Annotated in this window: 18 protein-coding genes; 13 read left to right on the forward strand and 5 right to left on the reverse strand. The window is 40.0% G+C overall.

Annotated elements, in window-relative coordinates:
- Positions 1–428: 428 nt before the first annotated feature.
- Positions 429–1,205 (forward strand): ATP-binding cassette domain-containing protein, encoded by a 777-nt coding sequence (locus tag D0T18_RS04625; protein WP_420870293.1) that lies wholly within the window; start codon positions 429–431, stop codon positions 1,203–1,205.
- Positions 1,195–3,273, forward strand: a complete 2,079-nt coding sequence (locus tag D0T18_RS04630; RefSeq protein ID WP_116440634.1) for a YhgE/Pip domain-containing protein — start codon at positions 1,195–1,197, stop codon at positions 3,271–3,273. The genes D0T18_RS04625 and D0T18_RS04630 overlap by 11 nt, the downstream gene beginning before the upstream one ends.
- A gap of 107 nt (positions 3,274–3,380) precedes the next feature.
- Here D0T18_RS04630 and D0T18_RS04635 read toward each other — a convergent pair whose 3' ends face one another.
- Positions 3,381–4,505: a 4-hydroxybutyrate dehydrogenase gene (locus tag D0T18_RS04635; protein ID WP_116440579.1), complete on the reverse strand. Its 1,125-nt coding sequence runs from the start codon at positions 4,503–4,505 to the stop codon at positions 3,381–3,383.
- 186 nt (positions 4,506–4,691) lie between these two features.
- Entirely contained in the window at positions 4,692–6,032 is a 1,341-nt protein-coding gene (gene nox, locus D0T18_RS04640; protein WP_116440580.1) for a H2O-forming NADH oxidase, read from the reverse strand.
- A gap of 410 nt (positions 6,033–6,442) precedes the next feature.
- Here nox and D0T18_RS04645 point away from each other — a divergent pair, with 410 nt between their 5' ends.
- Positions 6,443–7,048, forward strand: a complete 606-nt coding sequence (locus D0T18_RS04645) for a pyroglutamyl-peptidase I (RefSeq protein WP_116440581.1) — start codon at positions 6,443–6,445, stop codon at positions 7,046–7,048.
- A gap of 62 nt (positions 7,049–7,110) precedes the next feature.
- On the opposite strand, the gene D0T18_RS04650 is transcribed toward D0T18_RS04645, so the two are convergent.
- The gene (locus D0T18_RS04650; RefSeq protein ID WP_116440582.1) at positions 7,111–7,554 is read right to left on the reverse strand and encodes a toxin-antitoxin system HicB family antitoxin; all 444 of its coding nucleotides are present in this window, start codon (positions 7,552–7,554) and stop codon (positions 7,111–7,113) included.
- 705 nt (positions 7,555–8,259) lie between these two features.
- Between D0T18_RS04650 and D0T18_RS04655 the strand changes: the two genes are divergently transcribed.
- The 6 genes from D0T18_RS04655 (at position 8,260) to D0T18_RS04680 (ending at position 15,536) form a co-directional block, all read left to right on the forward strand.
- Positions 8,260–9,126, forward strand: coding sequence for a DUF2971 domain-containing protein (locus D0T18_RS04655; protein WP_012914025.1), 867 nt, complete (start codon positions 8,260–8,262; stop codon positions 9,124–9,126).
- Positions 9,127–9,351: 225 nt separating this feature from the next.
- Complete coding sequence (locus tag D0T18_RS04660; protein WP_116440636.1) at positions 9,352–10,089, forward strand: hypothetical protein; 738 nt, start codon at positions 9,352–9,354, stop codon at positions 10,087–10,089.
- Entirely contained in the window at positions 10,079–12,703 is a 2,625-nt protein-coding gene (locus D0T18_RS04665; RefSeq protein WP_116440583.1) for an HAD-IC family P-type ATPase, read from the forward strand. Before D0T18_RS04660 ends, D0T18_RS04665 begins: the two co-directional genes overlap by 11 nt.
- Positions 12,704–12,788: 85 nt before the next feature.
- Entirely contained in the window at positions 12,789–14,297 is a 1,509-nt protein-coding gene (locus D0T18_RS04670; protein WP_116440637.1) for an L-serine ammonia-lyase, read from the forward strand.
- A 280-nt stretch (positions 14,298–14,577) separates the two neighbouring features.
- Positions 14,578–14,985 (forward strand): FKBP-type peptidyl-prolyl cis-trans isomerase, encoded by a 408-nt coding sequence (locus D0T18_RS04675; RefSeq protein WP_004107148.1) that lies wholly within the window; start codon positions 14,578–14,580, stop codon positions 14,983–14,985.
- Positions 14,986–15,056: 71 nt separating this feature from the next.
- The gene (locus D0T18_RS04680; protein ID WP_004110818.1) at positions 15,057–15,536 is read left to right on the forward strand and encodes a GreA/GreB family elongation factor; all 480 of its coding nucleotides are present in this window, start codon (positions 15,057–15,059) and stop codon (positions 15,534–15,536) included.
- Positions 15,537–15,663: 127 nt separating this feature from the next.
- On the opposite strand, the gene lexA is transcribed toward D0T18_RS04680, so the two are convergent.
- Positions 15,664–16,338 carry a transcriptional repressor LexA gene (gene lexA / locus D0T18_RS04685; RefSeq protein WP_100066613.1) on the reverse strand — a complete coding sequence of 225 codons (675 nt, stop codon included), beginning with the start codon at positions 16,336–16,338 and terminating at the stop codon, positions 15,664–15,666.
- A 217-nt stretch (positions 16,339–16,555) separates the two neighbouring features.
- On the opposite strand from lexA, the gene D0T18_RS04690 reads away from it, so the two are divergent.
- On the forward strand, positions 16,556–16,933 hold the full coding sequence (locus D0T18_RS04690) for a LysM peptidoglycan-binding domain-containing protein (protein ID WP_012914030.1): 378 nt from the start codon (positions 16,556–16,558) through the stop codon (positions 16,931–16,933).
- Positions 16,934–17,165: 232 nt separating this feature from the next.
- Entirely contained in the window at positions 17,166–17,621 is a 456-nt protein-coding gene (gene nrdR, locus D0T18_RS04695) for a transcriptional regulator NrdR (RefSeq protein ID WP_012914031.1), read from the forward strand.
- A 62-nt stretch (positions 17,622–17,683) separates the two neighbouring features.
- Here the strand turns inward: nrdR and D0T18_RS04700 are convergent, their stop codons facing one another.
- A complete protein-coding gene (locus D0T18_RS04700; protein ID WP_116440584.1) occupies positions 17,684–19,960 on the reverse strand; it encodes a HelD family protein in 2,277 nt (758 codons plus the stop codon).
- A 341-nt stretch (positions 19,961–20,301) separates the two neighbouring features.
- Here D0T18_RS04700 and D0T18_RS04705 point away from each other — a divergent pair, with 341 nt between their 5' ends.
- Both D0T18_RS04705 and D0T18_RS04710 read left to right on the forward strand, forming a co-directional pair.
- Positions 20,302–21,258 carry a nucleoside hydrolase gene (locus tag D0T18_RS04705; protein WP_116440585.1) on the forward strand — a complete coding sequence of 319 codons (957 nt, stop codon included), beginning with the start codon at positions 20,302–20,304 and terminating at the stop codon, positions 21,256–21,258.
- 143 nt (positions 21,259–21,401) lie between these two features.
- The gene (locus D0T18_RS04710; protein ID WP_116440586.1) at positions 21,402–22,805 is read left to right on the forward strand and encodes an MFS transporter; all 1,404 of its coding nucleotides are present in this window, start codon (positions 21,402–21,404) and stop codon (positions 22,803–22,805) included.
- The last annotated feature ends 114 nt before the right edge of the window (positions 22,806–22,919 follow it).

The following is a 22,919-nucleotide window of genomic DNA, read 5'->3' on the forward strand; positions in this document are numbered from 1 at the left end:
GTATTTCTTACATTTAGTAATTAAAGACAATATAGCATGGAAGTGTTTACAACTTGTTTCTTGAGTGAATATAAAATATAAACAATTAAATAAAAAAATTAGTGTAACTCAACAATTGTTTGCACAAAAGAGTATTCTAAATGATTAGTGGTGAAGAATTGATAAATCACCAAATGTTCGGTTTTACACCGTTTTATTGCAGCATTGCAACGTGAGTTTATCGCTGAAAAGTGGCGATAAAGCAATGCGAAAATTAAAAATTGTTTTGCTAATTGTGAAGATCTAAAAATAAGCAATAAACAACAAACTGAAAAACTAAAAAACTGAAAACTGAAAATAAGTTATTTAGAGTATTTAGAGTAAGGAGGAATGCCTGGCGCTCTAAGTAAAAAGGATATTACGACATATCTTAATTACAAGCGTCAAACATGCAAATTATGAAAGATAGTAAAACACTTTTAGAAGCTAAAGAATTAGGCTTACAAATATTTAGAAGAACACCATTTTGGGACGTATCGTTAAAAGTAGAGCCTCATCAAATCGTTGCAATATCAGGTGAACACGGCTCTGGAAAATCAGCTTTGCTGCTTGCACTGTCTGGTTATATGAAATTTACGAACGGAACTCTTACTATTGCGGACTCAACTCTTCCTAACGATTTTAAAAAATCACGTAAATATGTGGGATTGGGATTATTCAACGGAATTAACGAATTCTACAAAATGCAAACAATAGAAGAAGCTTTGATGAGTGAGCTAAAACTCGCATCATCTTCGCCACTATTTCGCGAACAGTATAAAAATGATGTAAAAAATCGCGAAGCATTGCGCCAATACGCGTACAATCTTCTTGCTCAATGGAAAGTATTTTCTCCTCACAAAACAGCAATAGGAGAGTTGACTCCGTGCGAGCGCATGCGTTTGGCAATTGCGTTGGCATTATTAAAGCAACCGTGGCTGCTATTTGTTGATGGAATTGAGACGGAGCTTACTAGTGAGCAACGCGAATACTTACTTTCCGATATTCGCGAATATGTTAGCAAAAACTACTGCTCCTGCCTTGTTGGAGTTTTGCAAAGTGAGTTAGAAAAGCAAGCGGATCAAGTCTTAAGACTTATGCCAAATAATGAGAAAACAGAAAATTCTCATACTGATTCTCAACTTGCTACAAGTGAAGCAAACGGTGGTGAAAACAATGCACGTTAGTACTATTGCTCTTGCATTTCGTGAGATTAACAATACGATGAAAGGAAAAGCTCGAAAGCTTGTTATTGGAACCGTAGCTTTGATTCCACTTTTATACGGATCGCTTTACTTATGGGCATTTACAAATCCTTATAAGACTTTGGATACTGTGCCTGTGGCTGTTGTTGTTGAAGACAATGGCGCTATGATTAACGGCAAAATGCGAAACATTGGAAACGAAATCAAAACTCGTTTAAAGAATCAAAAAGACGGTAGTGAAGGTTTCCAATGGAATTTTGTAAATAGTGCCGAAGCGAATAAGGGTCTTAAAAATGGCAACTATTTTATGGTAGCAACTATTCCAGCTTCTTTCAGTAAGTGCATTGCTTCCGCGCAATACGATACTCCTACTAAAGCAAAACTTCACGTAAAGTACGATCAAGCAAGCAATATGCTGGCTTCACAAATTGGTAAAACTGCTTTCCGCACTATGCGTACTGAGATTAGCGAGGCGATTGCTCAAGAGTATTGGGAGCACATGTTTGCGAAAGTTAATTCAGCTTCCGATTCTCTTGGTGCTGCTGCAAACGGTGCTGGAGCATTGCATGAAGGTTCAAAGTCTTTGCAAGGCGGAATAAATAAGCTTGCAGATGGGTCGAATAAACTTTCGCAATCTTTGCAAAAACTTCAAGGCGGATTAGGGGAGCTTCAAAAAGGCGCGAATACGCTAACTGAAGCCAATGCTCGCAGCAAAGAAGGAGCTCAATATCTTGCACAAAAAACGCAAGATTTAGCAAACGGAGCCCAACAGTTAAGCGAAGGAACGCAAAGGCTATCGGCAGCGACAAGCGAATTCTATGAAGGAGCTCAAAAGCTTGCAGCTTCAAGCAACGAATTAGAAGAACATGTTAAAGCTGGAAACGCTGAAACAAAAGCACAAATTACTGGTCTTCTTATGCAAGCGCAAAACCCAGCAGTAACAAAGGAAGACGTGCTTGCTAATTTGCAAAGTTTGGCAGAAGGATTAGGTGAAAATTCTAATCTTCTAGAAACAAATCTTTCTGCTTTAAGCGCTGGAGCAGACAAGCTTTCTGCAGGAAGCTTGCAAATAAAGGGCGGTGCTGACGCTCTTATGCAAGGCATGGAGAAAGTTAATGTTGGTTCGAATAAGTTAGTTGCTGGCACAAACAAGCTTGCTGACGGTTTGGCTCAAGTAAGTAACGGTAGTGAGAAGCTAAATAGTGGCGTGAATGAAGCTGCACAAGGTTCTGCGAAAATAGTGAACGGTTCTAATCAGCTTAATTCCGGTGTTAAGAAACTATCTGATAACACTCCAAAGCTTGTTGATGGTGCTAAGAAATTGCATGACGGGCTTAAAGATGCTCAAAAGTCTGGAAAAGTAAACGGTATTGTTCAAAAAAGTAAGATGATGAGCGCACCAGTTTCCTTGGAGGAGCACGAGTATTCGCACGTTGAAAACTATGGAACTGGTTTTGCTCCTTACTTTATTTCCATCGCCCTTTGGGTTGGTGCTCTTATGGCAACATTCGTTTTGAGAGTTATGGATAGGCGAGCGATACTAAACGGCATGAATCCGCTTAAAAGCGCGCTTATTAGCTTGACGCCTTTTGTGCTTATGGGCGTTGTGCAAGCGATTATTCTTATGGGCGTTGTTCAAGGAGCGTTGAAGTTGCAAATCGATAATGTTGGTGCATTCTACGCGCTGGGGATTATAGCGTCAATAGTCTTTATGGCTATAATGCAAATGATTATGGTGGTGTTCCGCATGCCAGGGCGAATAGTTGCGATTGTGCTACTTATGTTGCAAATCACAAGCTCTGCAGGAACGTTCCCAGTACAAATGACGCCGGCATTCTTTAAAGCTGTTCACCCTTACTTGCCAATGACGTACTCGATTATGGGGTTGCGTCAAGCAATGTCTGGAAAGAACAGTGGTGAAATAGTCTCTGGCATTGGAATGCTTGTGCTTTTCGGCGTGATTGCGATTGCTATAACAAGCATTGCCTTCCGCATGAAGCGTACTGTAACAATGTTTGATTTGCATCCTGTAATAACGCTTGAAGCATAAGTTTCACATAGTCACGATAATTAAAATCCCCGCAGCTCTTGTTGGTTGCGGGGATTTTTTAGTGAATTTTGTTTAATTTAGTTACTTTATAAATACGTTATCTGACTTTAGAAAGTAGACGCGTAGACTTCAGCAATGGCGGCTTCGTCCATATGCATGTAGGAGTTCTTCAAAAGTCGCTGCTGCTCTTTGACAACGCTTGCAGCCCAACTTTGAATCATATCCTCGGTCATGCCATACTCGTGAAGCTTGTGCTTAGGAAGAATCGTGTTAAGAACTTCGTCAAGCTTATTTAATACGTCTGTTTTCTGGCATTCAAGAATATTTGCCATAAAGTCAAAAAGCTTAGAAAGCTCAGTGTTTTCTGCGTTATTCTCGTCGTGCTTAGCATAGTATCGCAAAACGCTTGTAAGAAGAGCTGCATTCGTTTCGCCGTGAGCCACGTGGAAAGTTCCACCAAGCGGATAAGCCATCGCGTGAACGCAACCGCAGCCAGCGTTACCAAACGCAATACCAGCGTAAAGACTTGCCGAAACCAAGTCGCTTACAACTTGGCTTTTTGTGCTGCTGCCTTCTTTAACAACTCGCATATAACTTTGCAAAATAAGCCCGCAAGCCTTGTAACTAAACATTTTTGTAAGCTCGGTTGCAATAGGAGAAAGTGCGGACTCAATCGAATGCGTAAGAGCGTCAATAGAGCTGGTTGCAAAAACGTAATCAGGCAGGCTCTTTAACAATTCTGGAATAAGAACAGCGTCCGTAGCATAGCAAGCATCGTTCGCCAAACCCTTCTTGGTATTGCGCTTAGTAAGCGAGAACACCGCAACGTTCGTAACTTCGGAGCCAGTGCCGCAAGTAGTTGGAACAAGAATAAGATCCGCGCCTTTTTGTGCAGGAATCTTGCCGTCAACCAAGTCTTCAAGCGGGCTTGTTTGCTTCAATGCACAAACCTTCGAAATATCCAAAACAGTGCCGCCGCCAATGCCAATCACGCGCTTTGGAGTTGTGTGAATGTCACTAACGATTGCATCAACCATTGCGTCGCTCGGCTCACCCTTGCCGTATTTCTCTTGGAAAATCACGTCGCAATCAAGATTCAAATCGCCAAAATAAGGCTCCCAAATGTACTGGTTTGTAATAACCAAATCGCCCTTGCTGAGCTTGAATTCTTGCGCGAAGTCGCGTGAGTTCTCGAACTTATGAATAGTTGGTTTAATAGAAAGCTGCTTCATCCTAGACTCCTTTGTTTTAATCTGCATGTCTTATGCTAATAGTGCGCGTTTTGTGCGCTCTTTTGTGCGCGGATGATTAAAAAACCAAGCAACTGCTCCATTATAGAACAGATTGCTTGGTTTAATAAATGCGATTTAAGCTAATCGGAAAAAGTGATTCAGCCTAAGCTAATCAGCAAAGTCTAATCATCCCTTCAACAAAGCCGTGTAAGCAGCCATCGTAATGTAGTTGTATGGCTGGTTGAAGTGAGGCATGAAGAAGATGTCGCACAAAGCAAGCTCTTTAATCGTGACTTTCTTTTGAATAGCTAGCGAGAACAGGTGAATTGCGGCAGACATATCGTAGTTAGAAGCCAATTGGCAACCAACAATAACCTTCGTATCCTTCTTGTAAACGATGCGAATCTTCACCTTTGGATTCTCAACTTCCATAAACGCAGGCTTTTGAGTATCCTCAAAATCAACGTAGTTAACGTCCATGCCCTCTTTTTGAGCGGCAGTCAAACTCAAGCCGGTGCAAACAAGCTTGTAGTCGTAGATCATCATTGCGCTAGAGCCTTGCACGCCCTCGGTTTCTACAGGAGTTCCGCAAATGTTGTGACCTGCAATCAAGCCGCTTCGAACTGCGTTAGTAGCGAGCGCAATGTAGTTTACGCGGTCTCGAGCGTTGTCGTAGATTGTAGCGCAGTCGCCGATTGCGTACACGTCTGGATCGGAAGTTTGCTGCTTCTTGTCAACAAGGAAAGCGCCGTTAGCATACTGCTTTAAGTGGTCTTTGCCGAGCGCAACGTTTGGGTGGAAGCCAATAGCGCAAATCACCATGTCGGCTTCGTAAGTGCCTTTGCTTGTTTTAACAGCCTTGACTTCAGTGTCTCCAACAATTTCTTCAACAGTTTGACCAAGTTCAAACTTAATGCCTTTATTCTCCATAATTTGCTTCAAATTATCGGAAAACTCTGGGTCAAAGTAGCCGTTAAGAATATGGTCTTCCATGTCAATAAGAGTTACGTTCTTGCCAAGTCGCTTAAAAGCTTCCGCAAGTTCCACGCCAATGTAGCCGCCGCCAAGAACCACAACATTACGGAAATCACGCTCTTGTAGCTTAGCAATAACAGTTTGAGCATTCTGGAAAAGCTTTACCATTTGCACGTTTTCCAAGTCAATGCCCTTAATGCGAGGCTTGTTTGGAAGGCTGCCGGTAGCAAGAACCAGCTTGTCGTAAGAATCGTGAATAACAGTGCCATCTTTAAGCTCGACTGTTACTTCTTTCTTTGCGTAATCAATGTCTAAAACTTTACTTTCAAGATTTACCTTAGCGCCTTTTTTAACAAAATCTTCTGGCTTCTGGTAGAACAGTCCGTCACTGCTTTGAATCTGCTTGCCAATCCACAAAGCCATACCGCAACCAAGGAAGGAAATATTGCTATTCTGATCGTAAATCGTAAGTTCGTTTCCTGGGTAGCTCAAAATGGTGTTAGCGCAGGCAGTGCCGGCGTGATTTGCGCCAATCTGAATGATCTTCGTCATCGGTAATCTCTTTTCGTCGTTGAATCTAGTTTTAATTTTGTTTATTTCTGTTGAATTCTGCTGAAATTAATTTAATCTAGTTTAATTTAATTCCGCTAAATTCTGTTGAAATTATTGTATGTGCTTCAACTGCTTTGTTTAATTCACGCTGCGGCGCGAATGCACATCCAATGCACAATACTATTACACGAATGCGAGTCTTACCAATTTTGATTTTGTGCGTGTTGTGAGGGAGTTGTGTGGTTATTTCACAATATGACTATCACTAATCTTTTTGCGAACATGAATTACGTAGTAGAATCCTGAAGTTTGTATACAGTTTATATACAGTGACATTCACATATGTACAGTTTTTTTGTGATGCGTTTTAATGTTTTAATAAAGTGATATTCGTGTGAAGGGGTATTGTGATGCGTATTTTGATTACTGGTTTTACGCCATTTGATAATGAGTCTATAAATCCGTCGTGGGAGATTGCGCAATCAGTGCATGCGCCTGAGGGTGTGGAACTTGTTCGTTTACATATCCCTACGGAATTTAACAAGGGTGCGCAAGAAGTTATTGAAAAAATAGAGGAAGTTCACCCTAATGCCGTGCTTTCGTTAGGACAATTTGGTGGTTCTGCTTGTTTTAACGTTGAGTATGTTGGCATTAACTGTAGAGCTGCGCGTATACCAGATAATAGTGGATATAAACCTTGGTATGAGCCTGTTGTGCAGGATGGTGATGTGGCTTATAAAGCGACTTTGCCAGTTGTAAATATAGTTGAGGCTTTGAATAAGGCGAAATTGCCGGCGTCTGTGTCTTTTTCTGCGGGCGCGTACGTGTGTAATGACGTGCTTTACAGTGTTTGTTATTATTGCCATACTAGGAAATTGCCGATTAAGAGCGGTTTTATTCACGTTCCGTATTTGCCTGAGCAAGTTCTTGATAAGCCGAGTACGAGTTCCATGAGTTTAGCTGATATGCTTCGAGGTATTGAAGTTGCATTGCAAGTAATTGCGGATGATTGCTAATAATTACGAGTAATTACTAATGAATAGTGTGAAATTTTGGGGAATAGCTCGAATTGTATTTTCTATGCTCGCTCAAGCACGCGTTCAATAGCGTTATTTTGCGAAAGAAGATACACGCAATACTGGTTCATGCTTATTCCTTCGGCTTGAGATTGCTCAGCCAATTGCCTGTGTAATTCTTTAGGTAGACGCAGTTTGAATTGACCAGAATAGTCATTCAGCTCATGGTAAGACGGCTCTTTTATGTTGATTTTGCTTTCAAGAGCTGCTTCAAACCAAGCATGCTTAGCGTCCTGCGCATTTGCTGCTGCTTCCTGTTCGGAGTCTCCTGAACTTATGCATCCTGGCAAATCAGGGTAGTAAGACACGAATCCGCCTTCATCCGGATCTTTTACAATTTCCAGCTTATACGGTAGTGACATGTAGTAGCTGAGTGTTTTATTTGTTAGTGTTTTGGACTTATTTTTGTGAGAGATATTTTTGCTAGATTTATTTGTTTTAGTCATATTTGATTTTATATTCTGATGATTTTTTGAAAGTTTTATAAGAGTATAAGTGGTGTTACATGTGGTGTCAATGGTTGAGTTATTTTTGCTATACTTTAATTCTCTATACTCTAATTTTAATTAGTGGAATCTTAGTTTATAAGTCAAAGAGTCTATATATCTGAATTTAAGTGGAAGTCAATTGGTGAATTATATCAATGATTTACAAATATTTATGCTTCAGAGCTCTAGAAGAATTAAAAAATTAATTAACAAAAGTGTAGAAGATTATCATCTTATGCTAGATGAGCTTACAGAGAATAAACTATTTAAACAACATATGAGCAAATGAACAGGTGAAGCAACTAAGACATTTAATTGGGAAGTTTATAAGTTTATTCATCTAAATGCAGTAGTGAATTTTAAAGTATTTGGAACTAAAATCGTGCAACAGAAGAAATTAGTTTTATAAATTTAATTTGTTTATCAACCTATAGAAGAAGAATCTTTTTATTTGATAATACAACATAGATAAAATATAAAATCATAGATTATTTATAATACTATAAAAGTAAAAGAAAAATTCGTTGATATAAGAACAGTGTATTGAGTAATAGTGCGAAAATAAATTAAAATGAGATAATCTAATTCTAAAAGTGTAAGATGTGAATTAGATATGCTTGGCAAGATGAATAAACAAATGAATTTTATTAGAGGATAGTATATATGATAGGTTACTATTATTGTTCTTTAAGCACATTTTTGAATATTATTAAGAATAAATCTATTTATCTTTCAGATCCACTAAAAATGAATGATAATTTAGAAATAAAATGGTATATTGATAAACTAAATGATGAAAGAAACAATTCAAATGACGGATTTAAAGCATCAGGATCGCTTTACCATGGGATGACAAATCGTTCGTGTCTAGATTTTACATGCGAAGAATTAATGCAAATACTAGAATCTAAAGGACAGAACAGCGTATATATTTGCTGTTTTTCTGAAGAATCAGATATGTTAAGTCAGTGGAAAGGATATGCCGATGATGGAAAAGGAGTTTCAATAGGATTTAATTTAGAAAAATTGACAAAATTCGATAATTTATTGTTTAAAAAAGTAATTTATACGGATAGTGTGGTTCATGATGATATAGAAAGTGATGTTGAATGTGTAGCAGACACAATAAATACGGTGATTAGTGAGCAAAATATTACAAAGAGAGAAGAAAAAATAGAGGTGTTTTTACATGAATTAATTCCTGAACTTGTGAAATATAAAAATCCTGCTTTTGCTGAAGAAAAAGAAATACGCCTTATTTATTGTGACGATTTGAAATTTGAAAAGATAGTTAACAATCATGATGCTTTTACTGAAAGATTGTCTTTAAAATCATTAGAACATGATTTTAGAATTATTGGGAATGATAACATTACTGAGTTTGTTAAACTAAACTTTACTCCAGATATTATAGAAAAAATATGTATTGGTCCAAAATGTTTATTGAATAAGAGTGATGTTAGAAATATTACTAAGAAATTATTGGGAATAGAAATTAGCACTATAGAATCAAAATGTAGCTACAGATAACAAAATGGGAGGATTTAGTTTGTAGAGCCTGCGTATGCGTTGAACTGCATCTCTGAATTTGAACTAAAAGTACCAATTTGGGAGGTGTAGTTTCATTATGATTAAATACAGCAAGGAGACTCAGCAAAAGTAGCAGAACTACTTGAAAAGGGGTAGGATAATCGGTCGATAATGTTGAAACTTGCCAAACCACCACTTATGTTGAAGGTGTGGTATAAAAGTCTTATGTTTTCTAAACGCGCTATTACCATTTTTGCGGCTGCTGTCGTAACTGCTTTAACGTTGGGTACGTTGAGTGCTTGCGAGCCGCAGGGTAAAGCCGTTGGTAGCACTGGTCGCGCTGGAGACATAATTCACGACGGCATAGATATTAATGACATCCATTTGCTGGTCATTGGTTCAAAATTAGCTGCGCTTGATGACGAAGTTATGAAGCATTGTAAAACGTCAAAATTGAGTGCTTCTTATGTGCCGCTATCAAATGTTGTTAATCCTAACGAAGCTGCTCAGCAAGCTATTCGCGCTGCAAGCGAGCAACCTGTTTCATTAATACTTATAGACGCGCTCGACGTAACAGGCGTTGACGACCTGCATAATGATAATAATCAACCTAATATAAAAGAGAATAACAAGCTTAATAACAGCACTTGCAATAAACAAAACGAAAGCAAAGCATGGATTTCTGCGCTGCAATACGTGCGTTACGCTGGAGTGCCAGTTGCGTTAATAAATCCTGTAAAAGCACCAAAAGACGCAACTTTATACGCAGCTACTTTGTATTTTGATAGCGATGGAAGTGGAATTGGAAAAAATATTCATGAATCTTATTTATCAAAAAATAGCGAATCTTTAAACAATAAAAGCAATAAATCAAAATTTGAGCGTTCGTCTTTGCTAAGCATCGTTCGAGCAATAATCGACAATACACCGCATAGTAGGGAAGTGATTATAAATGACAAATAACGAACAAAACGCAATGGCATCTACAGAAATTAGCAAAAATAACGCTATTGCGGTGCTTCCTAAAGTAGAAGTTTCTGGTTTGAGCACAGAAGAAGTTGCAGAGGCAGTCTCTCGCGGAGATGTGAATATTACTTCTAAGCAGACTTCTCGCTCTTTAATGGATATTGTGCGCGCGAACGTGTTTACATTGTTTAACGCGATTATTTTCACAGCAATGGTTGTTGTGCTTGCCACTGGTTCGTGGAAGGATGCTGTTTTTGGTGTGGTAATTCTGGTAAATACTGGAATTGGCATTGTGACTGAATTAAAAGCAAAGCGCACTTTGGATAGGCTTTCTATACTTGTGGCGTCTTACGCAATGGTTCGTAGAGGCGGAGAAAATATTGAGATTGCGCACAAAGATATTGTGCTTGGAGATATTTTGTGGCTTAGGGCTGGTGAGCAAGTTCCTGCAGATGTAGAAGTGCTGGAATCGTGGGGCTTAGAAATGGACGAGTCCATGCTCACGGGCGAGTCTGCTACAGTTCGAAAAGCAAAAGGTGATAACGTTTATTCCGGATCTACTGCAGTTTCTGGAATGGCTTTAACGCGTGTTACTGCCGTAGGAGAGCACAGTTATGCGGCAAAATTGGCGGCGCAAGCGAAAGTTTATACCAAAACAATTTCCGACTTAAGCCGTGGAATTAACACGATTTTGAAGTATATGACGATGGTTGTGGTGCCTTTGTGTATGCTGCTTGTGTGGTCGCAAATGCACAAGGTTGGCGGATTTGTTGAAGCTTGGCAGACTGGTGCTTGGAGGGGAGCTGTTGTTTCTGCTGTTGCAGGCGTTGTTGGCATGATTCCAGAAGGATTGGTTCTTCTTACTTCGCTTAATTTTGCGGTGGCTGCTATGCGGCTTGCTCGTAAGCAAACGTTAGTTCAGGAGTTGGAATCTGTAGAAACTTTAGCGCGCGTAGACTGCTTGAATCTGGACAAAACTGGCACTATAACCGACGGTGGTATTGCATTCGTTGGCGTGGAAAATCTAGATAATAGTGGTGCCGAAATATCTTTGCAGACCAACTTGCAAACCAATCAAGCTTTATTCGACTTATCAAATGAAGAAAATCCGAACGCAACAGGTGTTGCGATTATGGAAGGGCTTGGCTCTAAAGGAGTTGCAGCTAGCCAGCATGTATCTAACCGTCTTCCATTCTCTTCTGCTAGAAAGTGGAGTGCGGTGCAATATGCGAAAAGCAGCGGAGAACATGAAACTTGGTATATGGGTGCTCCGGAAGTATTGCTCAGCGCGATTGATTATGCAAATACTAATGAACTTTTAGCGAAAGTTAATTCTTATGCGGAGCAAGGTGAGCGCGTGCTGCTGCTTGCAAAAGTAAGTAGCGAAAGTAGTACTGTAAGTAGCGTCGATAGTAGCAGCTTAAGTAGCGTAACAGAAACAGATAAAACTTTTGGCGATTCTCCAACTATTTGCGTAAATGCTCATCCTATTGCTTTAGTTCGCTGCTCTGAGCGTATTCGTGACGATGCTCGCAAAACGCTTAAATGGTTCCGTGAGCAGGGTGTGCGTTGCCGCGTAATTTCGGGAGATAACCCTACAACAGTTGCGGCTGTTGCTGCAAAAGTTGGCTTAACAGGAGATCGCAAGCCTGTTGCAATGGACGCTAGAAAATTGCCAGAAGATATTAACGAATTGGCTAAAGTGCTTGAAAATGTGGATGTGCTTGGGCGCGTGCTTCCTCATCAAAAGAAAGCGATTGTTCAGGCGCTTCATACTCAAGGTCATGTTGTTGCTATGACTGGTGATGGCGTGAACGATACTTTGGCTCTTAAAGAAGCTGATTTGGGCGTTGCTATGGGCAATGCTGCTCCTGCTGCAAAAGCTGTAGCTCAAGTGGTTCTTGTTGATTCGCGATTCTCGCATTTGCCGGATGTTGTGGCTCGCGGTAGGCAAGTGATGGCAAATATGGAACGTGTGGCTGGCTTATTCCTTGTAAAAACTGTTTATTCTGCGCTTATTTCTGCAGGAGTTGTGCTTCTAGCGTTGCACTTCCCGTATTTGCCTCGTCACATTACTTATATTGGTTCTTTAACTATTGGTATTCCAGCATTTTTGCTCGCTCTTGCGCCTAATACTTGTCGATACATTCCAGGTTTCTTGAAGCGAGTTGTTCGTTTTGCTGTTCCTAGCGGATTTGCTATAGCTGCTTCTGTGCTCGCTACTGCTGTTATAGCTCCGCGAGTTTTGGGATTAAATCTTGACGATGTTGTTGCAAATAATTTGATAGCATCTCGTTTTATTGTCTCAAACGTGCAAGCTTTGGCAACTACTCGCAGTATTTGTTCCGTAATCGTATTTGTTCTCGGCATACTCGTGCTTGCAAGCGTTGCCAAGCCGTTGCGCTCGTGGAGAGGAATTATGGTTGCGCTATTTGCTGCAGCTGGAGTTGCTGGAGCTTTTATACCGTTTACTGCAAAATTCTTCGAAATTCACGTGCCGACTGCAGGAAGCGCGTTTACTGTAATGCTTATAGCTGTTGTTTTAGCTGTAATCTTATGGTTTGTGTGCGTGAGTTTAGCAAACTTGTTATCTAAACAAAGTAAGAAGTGAACAATCTAACATATTTCTCATGTAATTAGTGTGTCGACGTGAGCTTAATGATGCTTACAATAGATACGTGTTTAGTATTTTAGAGATGTTTTCAGTAGGCGTTGGTCCTAGTTCATCACATACAGTAGGTCCTATGCGAGCTGCGTGTTCGTTTGTTTCATCGCTTAAAAAAAGTGGTAGTCTTGCAAACGTTGCGCACGTAAGTGTGACTCTTTACGGATCACTGTCTTTAACAGGTCTTGGTCATGGCACTGATCGCGCTTGCGTTGCAGGTCTTGAAGGAAATCTTCCAGATAATGTAGACACTGATCATATGCTTACTATTCGTCAGGAATGCAAAAAAACTGGCACTTTAACGCTCGCAGGTGAACATACTATTGCTTTTGATTACGATAAGGATGTAATTTTTGAAAAATGGATGCGAATGGTTGTTCATCCTAATGGAATGCGTTTTGTTGCAATTGATTCTGACGGAAATAAAATCGATGAGCAAGTTTGGTATTCAATTGGCGGCGGATTTATTCGTCAAGGGTGTGCAGATGATGCAATGGTTGGCTTGCATGAGCGTGTTACTGAGCAAGATGAAAATAATGCCAATAAGAATGGTGTAAGCGAGAATAATAGCGAAAGTAATAACGGAAATAGTAGTGATAATGCTGCAAGCTCCTCAAATCAAACAAAAGATTCCACTGTACCTTATCCTTTTACTTCATGCGACGAGCTTATAAATATTTGCCGAGAAAAGCATATGTCAATAAGCGATGTTGTGTGGCAAAACGAGCTTGCATTGCATGAAGGTGCTGCTGACTACGTGCGCAACTATTTGCTGCATGTTTGGAAAGTTATGAGTAAATGTGTAGAAAACGGATGCAACTCAAAGCAACCGATTTTGCCAGGAGGTCTTGATGTGCCTCGCAGAGCTCCTCACATGTATGAGCGTTTAGCTGCAAATTCAGACATGCTTCGCAACAATCGTCGTCGTTCGGATGCTGCTTTAGAAAGTTCAGACTCTGCGTGGGTTAATCTTTTTGCGCTCGCTGTTAGTGAAGAGAATGCTGGTGGTGGGCGTATTGTTACTGCTCCAACGAATGGTTCTGCAGGAATTATTCCTGCAGTATTGCAGTATTATTGGCGATTTGTTGATTCTGCTAATGAAGATGGAGTTGTGCGATTCTTGCTTGCTGCAGGTGCTGTTGGTTACTTATTTAAGCGAAATGCTTCAATTTCTGGAGCTGAAGTTGGTTGTCAAGGAGAGGTTGGTTCTGCTTGTTCGATGGCTGCTGCAGGATTGTGCGAAGTGTTGGGAGGAACCCCGGAACAGGTTGAAAATGCTGCAGAAATCGGTATAGAACACCATTTGGGATTAACTTGCGATCCTGTAGGCGGTTTGGTACAAATTCCTTGTATTGAGCGCAATGCTATGGCTGCAAATACAGCAATTAATGCTGTTCGAATGGCAATGCTTGGAGATGGCTCGCACATGGTAAGCCTTGACAAAGCGATTAAGACTATGAAAGAAACTGGTCATGACATGATGTCTAAATATCGCGAAACCTCAAAAGGTGGGCTAGCTGTAAACGTTGTTGAGTGCTAATTTGCTAATATTTTTGCATTAATTCGTTGATGTTTTGAGATTAATTTTTGCTAAGTTATACACAATGCGTATATTTCATGTACATACGTAACGTTTCAGTGCTAATCTAGGACAGGTTAATCTAGGAAGTGTTAGTCTAAACTGCATTTATTCGAATGTGCATTTACTTAAATGTACTATTTAAAATGCGCTGCTTTAGTAATGCAGGATGGTTAAAAGCTGTCTGTGTAGATGTTATACTGTTCAGATTATACTGTTTGGAGTTTGTAAAGGAGGAAATATGGCACAAGATATGCCAGAAGTGATTGCAGAATTTGGCACTACGCCAACGGTGACGTTCCCTGAATCTGAACCGCCAGCAGGTCTTAAAGTTGTTGAATTAGTTGAAGGTAATGGTCCTGTAGTTCGTGCCGGTGACACTGTAACTGTGAATTATCATGGTGTGGTTTGGGGTAGCGACAAGCCATTTGATTCAAGCTTTGCTCGTCATACTCCAGCTAGTTTTGGTATTGGTGTAGGTCAAGTGATTCAGGGCTGGGATCGTACTGTTCCAGGTCATAATGTTGGATCTCGTTTGTTGATTTCTATTCCTCCAGAGTATGGTTATGGCTCTCGTGGCATACCGCAAGCCGGTATTGGCGGCGGAGACACGTTGGTATTTGTTGTTGATATTATTTCAACTCGTTGATAGAAGAGCGTGAATTTTACTTACGCGCGCATAGTTTTTATTTTTAGAGATTGTTGTATAAGGAGGTAGCAATGGCTGAAGAAAAAACTATTTTACTTACGCAGGAAGCGTATGACAAACTAAAAGAAGAGTTAGCACATCGTGAAGGTGAGTATCGAGAAGAAATCACTGAGCGTATTGCTGCAGCTCGTGCTGAAGGTGATTTGTCTGAAAATGGTGGTTATCAGGCTGCTCGTGAAGAGCAAGGAAAGAATGAAGGTCGCATTAATGAGCTTATTGTAAAGCTTCGTAATGCGAAGATTCTTGAAGCACCGAAGGATGGCACTGTTGGCAATGGTTCTTTGGTTACTCTTGAGCTTGCAGGTCGAGAAATGACTTATGTTCTTGGTTCTCGCGATATTGCTGTAGCTACGGATTATGACGTTATTAGCCCGGAATCTCCAATTGGGGCAGCTATTATGGGTGCTCATGCTGGTGATACTGTTAGCTATGCAGCTCCAAATGGACGTGAAATTTCAGTGACAATTAAGGATTCGCATCCACTTGCGTAAGTTGCGTAAGTTACATGATTTTCATAATCTGCATAAGTTGATTTTATAAATATTATTCTCCCCACTTAGTCCATATTTTGAAATAAGTGGGGAGAATATTTTTTGAGGGGTTGGTGGGTAAGTTCTATTATATTTTTCGCAAAACTGTAACAACTTTTCCCATAATAGTTGCGTGTGATCCGTCAATAGGAGAGTAAGCCGGATTATGTGGAATAAGCCATACGTGACCGTGGTCATTTCTGAAAGTTTTAACAGTCGCTTCGTTATCTAACAGTGCTGCAACAATGTCTCCATTTACAGCCTCATGCTGCTCTCTAACTACTACATAATCGCCATCGCAAATAGCGGCGTCAATCATCGAATCGCCGTGTACTTCAAGCATAAAAAGATTTCCTGTACCTGTAAGACGTTCTGGCAATCGCATTACATCTTCAATATGCTGTTCTGCTGTTATTGGAGCTCCTGCTGCGATTCTTCCCACTAGAGGAACATCTCTAGAATTTATAACAGAATCAGATTCGTATGCGCTAATATTGGCAACTCTTGAAGAATTTTTATTAATTTTGTTATTTGAATTGTTTTCAACAATTGAATTATCAAGAATTTCAATAGCGCGACCTTTATTTGCATTAATTCGCAAAATCCCTTTATCTTCAAGTGTTCGCAATTGATGTTTCACAGAAGATGGGCTTCTAAGTCCAACCGCTTCTCCGATTTCGCGGAAAGAAGGAGGGAATCCATGAATTTTTATATTGTTTTGGATGGCATTGATAATATTGCGTTGGCGGTCAGTAAGTGACATTGCGCTAATATCACTAGCATTAATGCCATTGTTATCGTTATTTGTGCCATCATTATTCATGGTGCTCCTTTCGCTTTTACTATTTTAACGCACTTTCTTAAAAAAATCAAACATCTGTTCGACACGCCGTTGCAACTATCGAACAAATGTGTCATTATTAATACATCTGTTCGATAGAACAAATGTTCAGTCGATTAAGGAAGGAGAAAGGATAATTATGAGTACGTCATTAATTAGAAGTGGCAGGGAAGTTAGAGTAGGTATGCAAGAAAATACTTATTTGATTCGTAAACGCTGCGTTTCTAATAAGCATGCGCGCAAAACTAGAGTTTTTCGTGTAACTGTACTTTTGATGACAGCAATAACATTCTGTACATTGTTTATGCCAAAGACTGCTGTTTCTGCAATACCTGAAAGAGTTGTTACATATACAGTTCGTCCTGGAGATACGTTATGGAATTATGCTGCTACTATTACTCCTAAAAACGGTGATATATCAGATAATGTAGAGCGTTTAATGGCTTTAAATCATCTTTCTTCTGAAGATTTGGTTATCGGACAGTCTATTAATGTTCCATTAAATGATGCTCAATAGTTGATTGAGTACAAATAGTATGAAAATGGGGGAAATATGAGAAGGGAAAATATTACTATATTTGAGATTGAAACTGATGAGCTAAGTTTTACTGAAAATGATGATGTAATATTCAGTGTGTTTTATGGAGTATTTCGGATTATGGACAATAAAATCGTATAATATTCGGAAATATTTGAATAAAGTGAATAATATTATGTAGTTTTTCGCTATTTTTTAGTATGCTGAATATATGCATTGTCCTTTTTGTAAGAATTCTGATACGAAAGTTATAGATACTCGTATCAGTGAAGATGGTTACTCTATTCGCCGTAGACGTGAATGCCAAGTTTGTGGTAATCGATTTACTACGGTGGAAACAACTCAGTTGCTTGTAATGAAGCGTTCAGGCTCTATTGAACCTTTTGATCGGGCAAAAGTTGTTGCCGGTGTTAGCAAAGCATGTCAAGGACGTCCCATTAATGCTGAAGCGTTAAAAACAATTGGTATGCGAGTAGAAGCTGATTTGCGAGCACGAGGTTTAGCGCAAGTTACATCTGAAGAAGTTGGCAAAGCTATTCTTAAGCCATTGCGTGAATTAGATGAAGTTGCATATCTTCGTTTTGCAAGTGTGTACCAAAACTTCGCAGGTCTTGAAGATTTTGAACATGCCATTGAAGATTTAAAGCGCAGTAAAACAGAAAAATAATAATTTTATCGATTATTGTTACAGAAATATCTATTCCCTGCGCTTTTGCATTATTTTGAGTTCTATTTCTCAAAATTTGCGTCATCTGCAGTGCGTATTATATGCAATTTTTGAGTTGGTCTAGTCATTGCAACATATAGATTGGCTGCAGCAGTTAGTCTAGATGCTGCTTCCTGCTCAATTTGAGAAGGTTGCAACACTATGACAGCGTCATATTCAAGACCTTTTACTTCCTCAGCTGTGCAAACGCTGCATTGGCAATCATCGGCATTTTGTTTGTTTAACTGATTCCATAATTTTTCAGGTAATGCATGTTCTAATGCTTGATTTACAACCTTTTTAGCATGGCTAACTATACTGTTAGGAGTAATGATTGCAATACGACCACTACCATCATCAGAGACAAATTTTTCGAATAGTTTTGTACAAGATTCTGCAAGTGCAGTATCGAGTTCATCTTGTGATTCAACCGTTTGTGATACGAGTGAATCAGGTACTGAGCGAACTGCATGAACAGTAGAAATGTATAATCCTGAATCTGTTGCAACTTTGCTTGCTGCTTCAGAAACTTCACTAGGATTTCGATAATTAATTGTTAACTCGTAAAGATCCCAATTTGGTTCTCCAAATAGAGAATTCATATTCTTCTGCCATCTGTGAGTTCCTCCGAGCGCAGAAGTTTGTGCAACATCGCCAACAATAGTAAAGGAGTGTGAAGGACAACGACGAATAAGCATTCTCCAATCCATTGCTGTAAGCTCTTGAGCTTCATCGACAACTACGTGACCATATGTCCACTCGCGGTCAGAAGCTGCTTTACGGGCAAGCATTCCTGCATCGTCGCCTTGCAGATTATTAAGAAGCATATCAGCAGTTACTATGCCATTTCCAATACCAGCTTGTGCTAAAGTGTCAGCTGCAAATTGTTGTTCTTCAAGTTTTTTTGCTTGTGCTGCAGATCTTTGAGCGTCAAGTTTTGGATCAGGACCGAGCAATTCCATAGCTTCATCAAGTAATGGAATATCAGAACGAGTAAGCGGGCTGCCCTTTGGTCTAGTAAGTGAGTTAATGTCTTCGTCGCTCAACCAGGGTGCGTATGTGCGTAATTTGTCAGGTTTAGCAAAAAGTTGGTCAATGAGCCATTCTCCAGTCATAGGTAACCATGCAAGATTTAAAGTAATGCGCAGTTTATCGTCAAGACGAAGTTGAGAAGTTATATCGTTTAATTCAGCTTGATCTGGAACATAATCAAGTTTTTCCAAATAACGATTTTTCAATATGCTGAGCACGGTTTTTATAAAAGTATTTCGTGCCTGGTTATGCGGCTGGTGAGTCCGTTGAGCATCTGATTGAGCTATCTCAATATCTTCTTTTAGAAGAGGAATACTAAATCCTCCAACATGAATTGTTGGAAGATTTTTAGGAACACGAATACGAGCGGCAATTGCATTCGCAATAACTGTTCGCATACGATACATTCCTTTTAATTTTGCTGCGTATGGAGAATCTTCATCTGTAGCACAAATTCCAGGAATTAAGTCGGAAATAGTTCTACTTACTACACCTGTTTCACCAAGAGAAGGGAGTACTTGATCAATATAACGCAAGAATGCCGAACTTGGACCAACAATAAGAACTCCTGAACGCTCAAGTTTGCGCCTGTGAGTGTATAACAAATAGGCTGCTCTGTGCAAAGCAACAGCTGTTTTTCCTGTGCCAGGACCTCCCTGTACAACAATAGTGTGATCAAGAGGAGCGCGAATAATTCGATCTTGTTCTGCTTGAATAGTGGCAACAATATCAGTCATTTTGCCGGTTCTGCGAGAACCTAAAGATGCGAGCAGTGCTCCTTCACCAGTAAGAGTACCTTGTTGTGAAGCTTTTCCTATTTCATCAGAATGTATGTCAAGTACTTCATCTTCAACACCAATAACGTCTCTGAAACGGAGTGTAATATGACGACGCATAACAATATCGCCATGATGCGAAGGGGTTGCCTCATAAAAAGGTCGTGCAGCTTCAGCGCGCCAATCTGTAAGAATAGGATCATGGTTTTCGCTAAGCAAACCAATGCGACCAATGTATCGCCTAATGCCTTCTGTGTTATCAAGTCTTCCAAAAACAAGACGATCTTCAACAGCTCGTAATTGTGTAAGACGATCTTCGTACATGATTGCGAATGAGTCGCGCTCTGTGCGCTGTGTTGGTGAACCGTGCGAACCTGACGCGCGCACAGCGTCTAAGCGCGCGCGAATAGTATTACGCAAATCATCTAGACGGCTATAAGCTCGGTCAACAGCTTGTTGTTCTTCGCTAAGTTGTGAGGAATAGGTAGACATACGCTTCCATTCTTCGTAGAATCTGCAGCCAAATCAAAGCCAATTTTTAGGCATTTAAGTGTATCTCGAGGCATAAACCACTGATTTATTTCGTGTTGTAATCTAAATTAAAACAAGCTAAAAGCTTAGCGAATAATTGCGTTTTATTTTGCCGCAAAAATATAATCTAAACATATGTTTATAAGGGTTGATTTTGAATTATAGAGAGATAGAATTCTTGAGTTGTGAAGCATAAAACGATGAGGTTGACGCCTACTAGTTTGTTGCAACTTAGAAATAAACAGAATGGCTTACTGCATCACTGTTGATGTAGCGAGTTTGTAATCAGAAAGGTAGTTCACATGAAGAAGCTTATTCTTGATTTGGATACTGGTGTTGATGATACCTTAGCAATTTCTTATGCTCTTGGTAGCCCTGAGGTTGAGCTGATCGGTATTACTGGTACGTATGGCAACGTTTTAATGGAACAGGGCGTTCGTAATGCTCTTGCTATAACAGATTTATTTGGACATCCAGAAGTTAAAGTGTATCGTGGTTTGCCGCATGCGAGCAAGAAAGATTCGTTTGAAGTTCTGCCTATTTCTGCATTCATTCACGGTGACAATGGTATTGGCGATGTTGTTATTCCAGATTCAAAGCGTGAAGCTGAGTCTGAGCCAGCTGTTGATTTCATAATTGATGCAGTTAAGACTTATGGCAAGGATCTTATTTATGTTCCAACTGGTCCTATGACAAATATTGCTGCTGCATTGCATAAGGCTCCAGAAATCAAAGATGAGATTGGCAAGATTGTTCTTATGGGCGGCGCGCTTACCATTCATGGAAACGTAAACGCTTGGACTGAGGCGAATATATCTCAAGATTCAGATGCTGCAGATGTACTCTTCCGCTCTGGCGCTCCAGTAACAATGGTTGGCTTGGACGTTACATTACAGACTTTGCTTACTTACAAGGAGACAAAGCAGTGGCGTGACCTTGGCACAAAGGCTGGCAAGTTCCTTGCAGATATGACCGATTTTTACATTAAGGCATATGAGACTACGGCTCCGCACCTTGGCGGATGCGGCTTGCATGATCCTTTGGCAGTAGCGGTAGCTGTGGATCCAACGCTTGTTACAACTCTACCAATCAACATGCAGGTAGATGTTGAAGGCCCAACTCGTGGACGCACAATTGGTGATGTTACGCGCTTGAATGACCCTGTTAAAACAATGCAAGTTGCTGTTGGTGTTGATGTTCCACGATTCTTGAACGAGTTTATGACGCGCATTTCTGGCTTGGCAAAAATCGCTGGCTGAGTGTGGATTTTACGCGTTTTTTAATTCCGTTTTAACTCCGCTTTTTGTTGTTCGACACGCCGCAAATCGCAACATTTTCCGCAATATACGACGTGCCCTATTTACCAATGTAAAAACTAAAAATATTAATTGATTGGATTATTATGACTGAGATTGCAAAATCTAGCGCGGTAGACCCATACGAAGATCCAAAAACCCGCGACAAAGTGGCGATTTACTCGCTAATTTTACTTCTTATAACCTTTATCCTTGGAACATTGTGTTTGCAAGGATTTAATCTGGTATTCGATCAGATTGGTAAAGCTGTTGGTGCTCCTAATCAAGCTTCTCTTATTACGAGTTTGCCAATTATTGTTTTAGGCATTGTGTGCTTTATTTACGGTTCTTTGGGTGACTTTGTGTCGCTTCGTAGACTCATAACAATCGGACTTGTAACACTGTTTGTTGGATCGTTGTTTGGTTTTATTGCAAACTTCTTCTTCACTCCAAACTTGTGGACTGTTATTATTGCGCGTATTTTACAAACAGCTGGCGAACAGGTAGCAGGTTCTTCCTTCCTTGTTATTGCAACTAAGTATTTGCGCAACGATCTTAAGGTAATTTTCTTTGGACTCTTTACTGCAGCTTATCAGCTTTCTGCTTCTATTGGCGTTTTTGCTGCTGGTGCTCTTAGCTCTATTGCTTGGCAGTATTTGTTCTTGATTCCTGCAATTACTATTCTGTTCTTGCCAGTTCTTGTTAAGTGCTTGCCTACAAAGAATGGTATTGGTGGGAAGATAGATAAGCTTGGCTTTACAGTGTTTGGTATTGCTGTTGCATTGCTGACTTTGTTCTTCTCGTACAAGGCATGGGGATTGTTGCTTGGATCCATCGTGCTGTTTGTTGTGTTTGCTGGCTATATTATGAAGGCAAAGAACCCGTTTGTAACTCCTGCATTCTTTAAGAATAAGCGTTGGCTTTCGGGCATTGTCTTAATATTCATCTTCTACTTTACTAACTATTGCATGCCTCCAATTTACAATGTTATTGGTGGAGTTTTGTATCATATGAGCACTGAGGCAGTTTCTTCCTACCTTGTATGGGCATTTGTTGTGGCAGCAGTGTTTGGAACATGCTCTGGAGCAATTATCGGTTTCATTGGACGTAAAGCTGGTATTATTACAGCTGCTGTTCTTATGATTCTTGGATGGGTTGGAGCTGCTGTATTCATCAATTGCGGATTCCTTGTTCTAACTTTGTGCGCATGCGTTTACTACGCTGGTTGCGGACTTATGTATTCGCCAATCGTTTCAACGGTTCTTAGCGCATTGCCTGTTGAAGAATCGGGTCGTGGATGCGGTATGAACGATTTAGTTATGAATGTTACAGCATCAATCGGTATTTCCATTTTCAGCGGATTCTTTGGTGGAAACTTGCTAAAAGGATTCTCTTTTGCTGGAATCCAAGGCTTAAGTGCAGGCTATTCTAACTTGCTTATGATGGGCGCTATTGTAGCCTTTATCGGCTTAGTAGTTTACATTGCTCGTAGCCTTATGGTTAAAGAGTAATTATTATTTACTCAATATGTTAGTGGTCACTATCTTGCAGTCATCTTTGGCTGCGTGGATAGTGACCACTTTTTTGTAGTCTTATGCCGCGCATTTTTAAACTAATATAGTTTT

The organism is Gardnerella swidsinskii (genome assembly GCF_003397705.1).
Lineage (GTDB): Bacteria > Actinomycetota > Actinomycetes > Actinomycetales > Bifidobacteriaceae > Bifidobacterium > Bifidobacterium swidsinskii.